This is a genomic window from Curtobacterium sp. ME26, assembly GCF_903970945.1.
In the GTDB taxonomy this organism is placed as follows: domain Bacteria; phylum Actinomycetota; class Actinomycetes; order Actinomycetales; family Microbacteriaceae; genus Curtobacterium; species Curtobacterium citri.
Genome location: NZ_CAJCKG010000089.1, coordinates 1 through 5,779 on the forward strand (window position 1 = coordinate 1; position 5,779 = coordinate 5,779).

Below are 5,779 nucleotides of genomic sequence, written 5' to 3' on the forward strand. Positions count from 1 at the left end.
GTGCTTTTGCTGGATGGAGATGGAGATGAGGTGTGGGTACTGTCGATCTATCGGTTGTTGTTCTATCGGATTTTGGCATGCAGAATTCGCCAGAGTGACTTGTGTGGAGTGATGGGCGTTTCGGCTTTTCCTGTAGCAATCTTCGGCAGCCCTTCTCCTGCAGGTCCGGACGGGAGGCGCGGTGCCCGCTGGCACCGCGCCTCCCGTCCGTCATCGGTCACGGGATCAGACGGACGCTCCCGTGAACTCGTCCTCGGCCGCGACGTGGTCGCTGCCCGCGGTCCCCGCGGCGAGCGCGGCGGCCACGCGGTCGGCGTGCGACGGCGGGTCCGACGGCACGTGTGCCGGGCGGTCCGCCTCGTTGATCTTCCGGAGCTCGGGGACGATGTCCTCGGCGAGGATGTCGATCTGCTCGAGGACCGTCTTGAGGGGCAGGCCCGCGTGGTCGACGAGGAACAGCTGGCGCTGGTAGTGCCCGACGTGGTCCTTCATCGCGGCGTACCGGTCGATGACCTGCTGCGGCGAACCGACGGTCAGCGGCGTCTGGGCGGTGAAGTCCTCCATCGACGGGCCGTGACCGTAGACCGGGGCGTTGTCGAAGTACGGGCGGAACTCGTCCCACGCGTCCTGCGAGTTCTTCCGCGCGAAGAACTGGCCGCCGAGGCCGACGATCGCCTGGTCGGCGGTGCCGTGGCCGTAGTGCTCGAAGCGCTGGCGGTACAGGCCGACCATCTGCTCGGTGTGCTGGATCGGCCAGAAGATGTTGTTGTGGAGGAAGCCGTCGCCGTAGTAGGCGGCCTGCTCGGCGATCTCGGGCGTGCGGATCGACCCGTGCCAGACGAACGGCGGGACACCGTCGAGCGGGCGCGGGGTCGAGGTGAAGCCCTGCAGCGGCGTGCGGAACCGCCCCTGCCAGTCGACGACGTCGTTCTCCCACAGCTGGCGGATGAGCGCGTAGTTCTCGATGGCCAGGTTGACGCCCTGGCGGATGTCCTGTCCGAACCACGGGTAGACCGGACCCGTGTTGCCGCGGCCCATCATGAGGTCCATGCGGCCGTCGCTGATCACCTGGAGCATCGCGTACTCCTCGGCGATGCGCACCGGGTCGTTCGTGGTGACGAGCGTGGTGCTCGTCGACAGGGTGATGTGCTTCGTGCGCCCGGCCAGGTAGCCGAGCATCGTCGTCGGGCTCGAGGCGACGAAGGGCGGGTTGTGGTGCTCGCCGGTCGCGAAGACGTCGAGGCCGGCCTGGTCGGCGTGCTCGGCGATCGTGAGGATGTCCTTCACGCGCGTGGTGTCGTCCGGGGTCGTCCCGGTGGTGGGGTCCGTCGTGACGTCGCTGACGGTGAAGATCCCGAACTGCATGGTGCACGCCTCCTGGCTGCTGGCCGCTCGTCGCTGGCTGCTGTCGCTGGCCGTCCGATTCGATGCGTTTGCATCGACTTGCCGGGTACAACGTAGCGCAGCGAGAGGCATTCCCGCCAGTGCGGACGCGCTCCTCGGCGGTTCAGCCGCGCGGTGGCAAGGCCGCGACGTCGGTCTGTGCCGCGTGGTGCATCCCGTCGGCGATCCACACCACGGTCACGACCGCCAGCACGCTCGCACTCGATGCCATCCGCCCCGCGACCAGGACGGCCCCGTGCACGTCGGCGAGCTGGGCCACCGCCACGACCAGCGCAACCACACCGACCAGGAGCGTGACGCCGGTGGCGAGGAGGAGCACCACCGTCACCGCGCGCCGGGGCCCCCGTCGGCCGTCCCGGTCGCCGCGCTCCCCCCGGTCGACACGCGGCCCGACCGCACGGACGAGCCCGAGCCAGAAGAGCGCGATCGCGCAGGCCCCGACGATGTCGCTCACCCGGTGCCACCCGTACACGACGGTCTGGTTCGCGACGAACACGGCGTACCCCGTCCCGACCAGCGTCACCAGGGGGCGGAACCGTCGCGGTGTCACCAACAGCACGGCGAACAGCGCGGCCAGGGCGATCGTGGCGTGCCCCGACGGGAAGGAGTTGGGCGTGGTCGACTGGGCGATCTCCGGGCGCTCGGCGATACGCTTGACGAGCGTCGAGGTGGCCGCCGAGGCGAGCACCACGACCCCCGCTCCGAGCCCCACGGCGAGACGGCGACGAGCGAGACCCACGGCGGCGATGACGACCACCAGCAACAGGATGACCGGCACCGAGATGACGTTGAGCGCAGTGTCCGACCCGAACAGGTCGGACTCCCGGACTCCGCCCAGTGCGGCGTCCTCGACCCGCTGCCCGATCGGCGTCAACACGGCGGCGGCGTAGACGAGAGGCACGATCACGAACCCCAGAGCTGCCAGCAGCGCCCACCGCATCCGTCGCGAGACACTCGGTCCACGCGACTCGGGTGCCGTGCGTTCGGGCGTGCGGGTCACCGGCGTGGTCCTCCTCGGCGTGGCGATCATCGGGCTCCTCGTCCGTCTCGTGCCGCGGCTGCGATTCGGACGGTCGGGGTCCGACACGATACCGTTGGTCCGCCGGTCCGCGCCTGTGAACCAGGGGTCAGCGACCTCCGGATCCGACGGCCGCACCGCCCGTGCACCACGGGCGGACGCACCGGCTCCCGTCGCCGGCCCGACCGGTGCCACCACCCTGTACCAGGAGGAGACCGAAGTGGCCATCAAGGAACCGAGCATCACGGCGTCGCCGAACCGGGCACTCGCCCTGACCGCCGGATCGCTCCTGGCGCTCTGGGGCTTCCTCGGCTTCTTCTTCGCCGCGGACGGTGACCCGGGCTTCTTCAGCCGCGAGGGCGGCATGCTCTGGAACGCGTTCGGCGTGAACCCCGCGATGTGCCTGCTGTGGGTGCTGCTCGCCGTCGTGCTCCTCGTCACCGGACTCGGCACCACCATCGGCGCCCGGAACGGCAACCGGCTCGTCGGGGTCGTGCTCGTCGTCATGGCCGTCTACGGCTTCGCGCTGGGCAGTACCTCGGCCAACGTGTTCGCCCTGACGTTCGCCGACAACCTCTTCCACGCGATCGTCGGTGTGGTGCTGCTCCTCACCGCGTTCGGTGCGGACCGCGAGAACGTCCGGGCGCTGCGGGCGGCCGCGCGCGCCTGACCGTACCGTCCTCGACGCCCCGTCCACCTCCGGGTGGGCGGGGCGTCGTCGTGCCGGGCGGGGCGGGCTGCGCCGAACGGGCAGGACACGCCGTGTGCTGGTCGTCGAGTGGGCAGGACTCGTCGCCCGACGGCACCGAGCGTGCCGGATGGTGCCCGGTCGGCGGAGCCGGTCGGACGTCAGGCGTCGGCGTCGCGCGGCCGGGCGGCCTCGAGTTCGGTCGCCACGATCCGGGGTGCCTCGGACATGAAGCGCCGGACGTCCAGGTCCACGATGATGTCCTGCGGCCGGAGCGGTCGCGTCAGGTACAGCCCCTCGAGCGACGTCAGGCGTGACAGCGCGACGTAGGTCTGTCCGGCGCTGAACACCCGGTTGCCGAGGTCGACGACAGCTCGGTCGTAGGTGCTCCCCTGCGACTTGTGGATCGTCACGGCCCAGGCCAACCGCAGCGGGAACTGCTGGAACTCCCCCACGGTGTCCTTCTTGAGCTCCTTCTTGTCCGGGTCGTAGGAGTACTTGAACTTCTCCCAGACCGACGGCTGGACCTCGAAGGACTCCCCGTCGACGTCGACCCACACCGTGTCGCGGATCGTCGTGACGACGCCGAGCGTGCCGTTCACCCAGCGCTGGTCGGGGTCGTTGCGCAGGAACATCACGTGCGCCCCGGGCTTCAGCTCGAGCGCCTCGTCCGCGGGGAAGTTCCGCCCGCCGAAGTCGCCGTTCACGTCGGCGCGGGCCGTCTTGACCTTGCCGGGCAGCCGCTCGAGCGCGGCCTTGTTGATCCGCGCCACCGTGTCGTTCCGGGTCGCGAGCGTGATCGCGTCGTCCGGTGCCGGCCGCGCACCCGCGGTGTTGAGCTGTCCGGCCACGTCCGCCGTCACGCGGCCGTGGCGCACCGCCGTGAGCATGGCAGCGAAGGCGTCGTCGCGCTGCCGGTGCACGGTCGCCAGCTCGACGATGTGCAGCTCCGTCTCGAGCCAGACCTTCGCGTCGAAGAACCACATGGACCGGTAGTGGTCGGTGAAGTACGCGCGCTCGTCGCCGTCCCCCGGCACGGGCGGGAGCTGGTACGGGTCGCCGAACATGACCACCTGCACCCCGCCGAAGGCCTCGAACTGCCGTCCGCGGGCCTTGCGGAGCGAGCGGTCCATGGCGTCGAGCAGGTCGGCGTTGACCATCGACACCTCGTCGATGACCAGGGTGTCGATGGTGTTCAGGAGCTTGCGGGTCTCCGGCCCCTGGCGGAGTTCCGCGTCGGCGATGAGCCCGATCGGCAGCCGGAAGAGCGAGTGGATGGTCTGCCCGCCGACGTTCAGCGCCGCGACGCCGGTCGGGGCGCAGATCACGACCTGCTTCTCGGTGTTCCACGACAGGTGGTTCAGCAGGGTCGACTTGCCGGTACCGGCACGTCCGGTGATGAAGACGTGGTCGCGGGTGTGCTCGATGTACTCGAAGACGGCCTGCTGCTCGGCGCTCAGCGCGATGCTCACCGTGCCGCCGCCTCGGACGCGGGTGCCGGTGCCGGTGCCGGTGCCGGTGCCGGCGACTTCGGTCCCCGCTCGACGCCGCCGGGACGGACGCGGTCGCGCCGCAGCCGCACCAGCGCGACGACGACGACCGTCACGACGAGCAGGACGCCGGCGACGACGAGCACGACGCCGCCGCGGGCCTGGTCGACCAGCGGCGCGGGACCCCACTCGCGGCCCATCGCGCCGAACCAGGACGCCTGCAGCAGCCCGAGCGGCCCCTGCATCGCGATGCCGAGCGAGACCGTGCCGGCGGCGACCACGACGGCGCCCGCGACCCGCACGAGCACGGCACCGGTGCTGGCCGACCGGGCGCCCGCGGCGACCGGGGTGAGGAGCGTGGGCACGGCCAGCAGTCCGACGAGCAGCAGCCCCACGTCCACCAGGGTGCGCCCGGACGGGTCGCTCACCGACCAGCGGAGCACCTGCGTGGCGTAGAGGCCCCACCAGACCGCGGCGAGCAGCACGAACGACGGGAACGGCTGGGCGAGGTACCGCACCACGCCGTTGTCGACGAGCAGCCCGGTCCACTCCCGCACGCCGGTGGAGTCGTCGTCGCGCCGGTGCACGGCGGCGCGGACGAGCTGCACGGGTGCGGCAGCCCAGACGAGCGCGGGGACGACCAGGCCGAGGAGCACGTGTGCGCCGACGTTCGCCGACACGAGGAAGCGGTCGTAGGTGTGCAGCGAGCCGGAGGTCGCCAGGACGAGCGACACGACGGCGATCGCCGCAGCGATGGTGCGGTGGACGGGCCAGGAGACGCCACGGCGGCGGAGACGGACGACACCGGCCGTGTACGCGGCGGCCGCGAGCACGGCGGCCATCAGCCAGAACAGGTCGAGGTTCCACGCGGTCAGCCAGCCCCACGCACCCGGGTCGGCGGGCAGCGGGTCGTCGGTGAGGAGCTCGGCCGGCGTCGGGTTCGTCGTCTTGCTCAGCGCGACCTCGCCAGCGGGGGTGGCCGTGCGGCCGAGCGCCGCGGCGAACCCGCTGGCGACCCCCATCACCGCGAGCTCGACGAGCACCAGGGTCCAGAACGGGCCGCGCCGGTCGGGCGCATCGGTGAGCGCGCGGATGGCCCGGCGGCGCTGGACGGCGCCGAGGACCCCGATGCCGACGATCGCCGCGATCTTGACGAGCACGAGGACCCCGTACGGCGTC

5 protein-coding genes are annotated in these 5,779 nt (G+C 71.3%); 1 reads left to right on the plus strand and 4 read right to left on the minus strand.

Annotated elements, in window-relative coordinates:
* Nucleotides 1-225: 225 nt before the first annotated feature.
* Together H7A69_RS17005 and H7A69_RS17010 are read right to left on the minus strand one after the other, a co-directional pair.
* Nucleotides 226-1,365, minus strand: a complete 1,140-nt coding sequence (locus H7A69_RS17005; RefSeq protein ID WP_069711971.1) for a CE1758 family FMN-dependent luciferase-like monooxygenase — start codon at nt 1,363-1,365, stop codon at nt 226-228.
* 142 nt (nt 1,366-1,507) lie between these two features.
* Nucleotides 1,508-2,404 carry a phosphatase PAP2 family protein gene (locus H7A69_RS17010; protein ID WP_182048125.1) on the minus strand — a complete coding sequence of 299 codons (897 nt, stop codon included), beginning with the start codon at nt 2,402-2,404 and terminating at the stop codon, nt 1,508-1,510.
* A 238-nt stretch (nt 2,405-2,642) separates the two neighbouring features.
* On the opposite strand from H7A69_RS17010, the gene H7A69_RS17015 reads away from it, so the two are divergent.
* Nucleotides 2,643-3,092 carry a DUF4383 domain-containing protein gene (locus tag H7A69_RS17015; protein ID WP_182048126.1) on the plus strand — a complete coding sequence of 150 codons (450 nt, stop codon included), beginning with the start codon at nt 2,643-2,645 and terminating at the stop codon, nt 3,090-3,092.
* A 179-nt stretch (nt 3,093-3,271) separates the two neighbouring features.
* On the opposite strand, the gene H7A69_RS17020 is transcribed toward H7A69_RS17015, so the two are convergent.
* Both H7A69_RS17020 and H7A69_RS17025 read right to left on the minus strand, forming a co-directional pair.
* Complete coding sequence (locus H7A69_RS17020) at nt 3,272-4,582, minus strand: ATP-dependent RecD-like DNA helicase (RefSeq protein WP_182048127.1); 1,311 nt, start codon at nt 4,580-4,582, stop codon at nt 3,272-3,274.
* Nucleotides 4,579-5,779 (minus strand): bifunctional copper resistance protein CopD/cytochrome c oxidase assembly protein (locus tag H7A69_RS17025; protein WP_182048128.1); only part of this gene is annotated, 1,201 nt, incomplete at its 5' end. The genes H7A69_RS17025 and H7A69_RS17020, both read right to left, overlap by 4 nt.

Bases quoted from the DNA above. Each gene is read 5' to 3' on its own strand.
- H7A69_RS17005 (WP_069711971.1), bottom strand. From the start codon at position 1,365: ATGCAGTTCGGGATCTTCACCGTCAGCGACGTCACGACGGACCCCACC.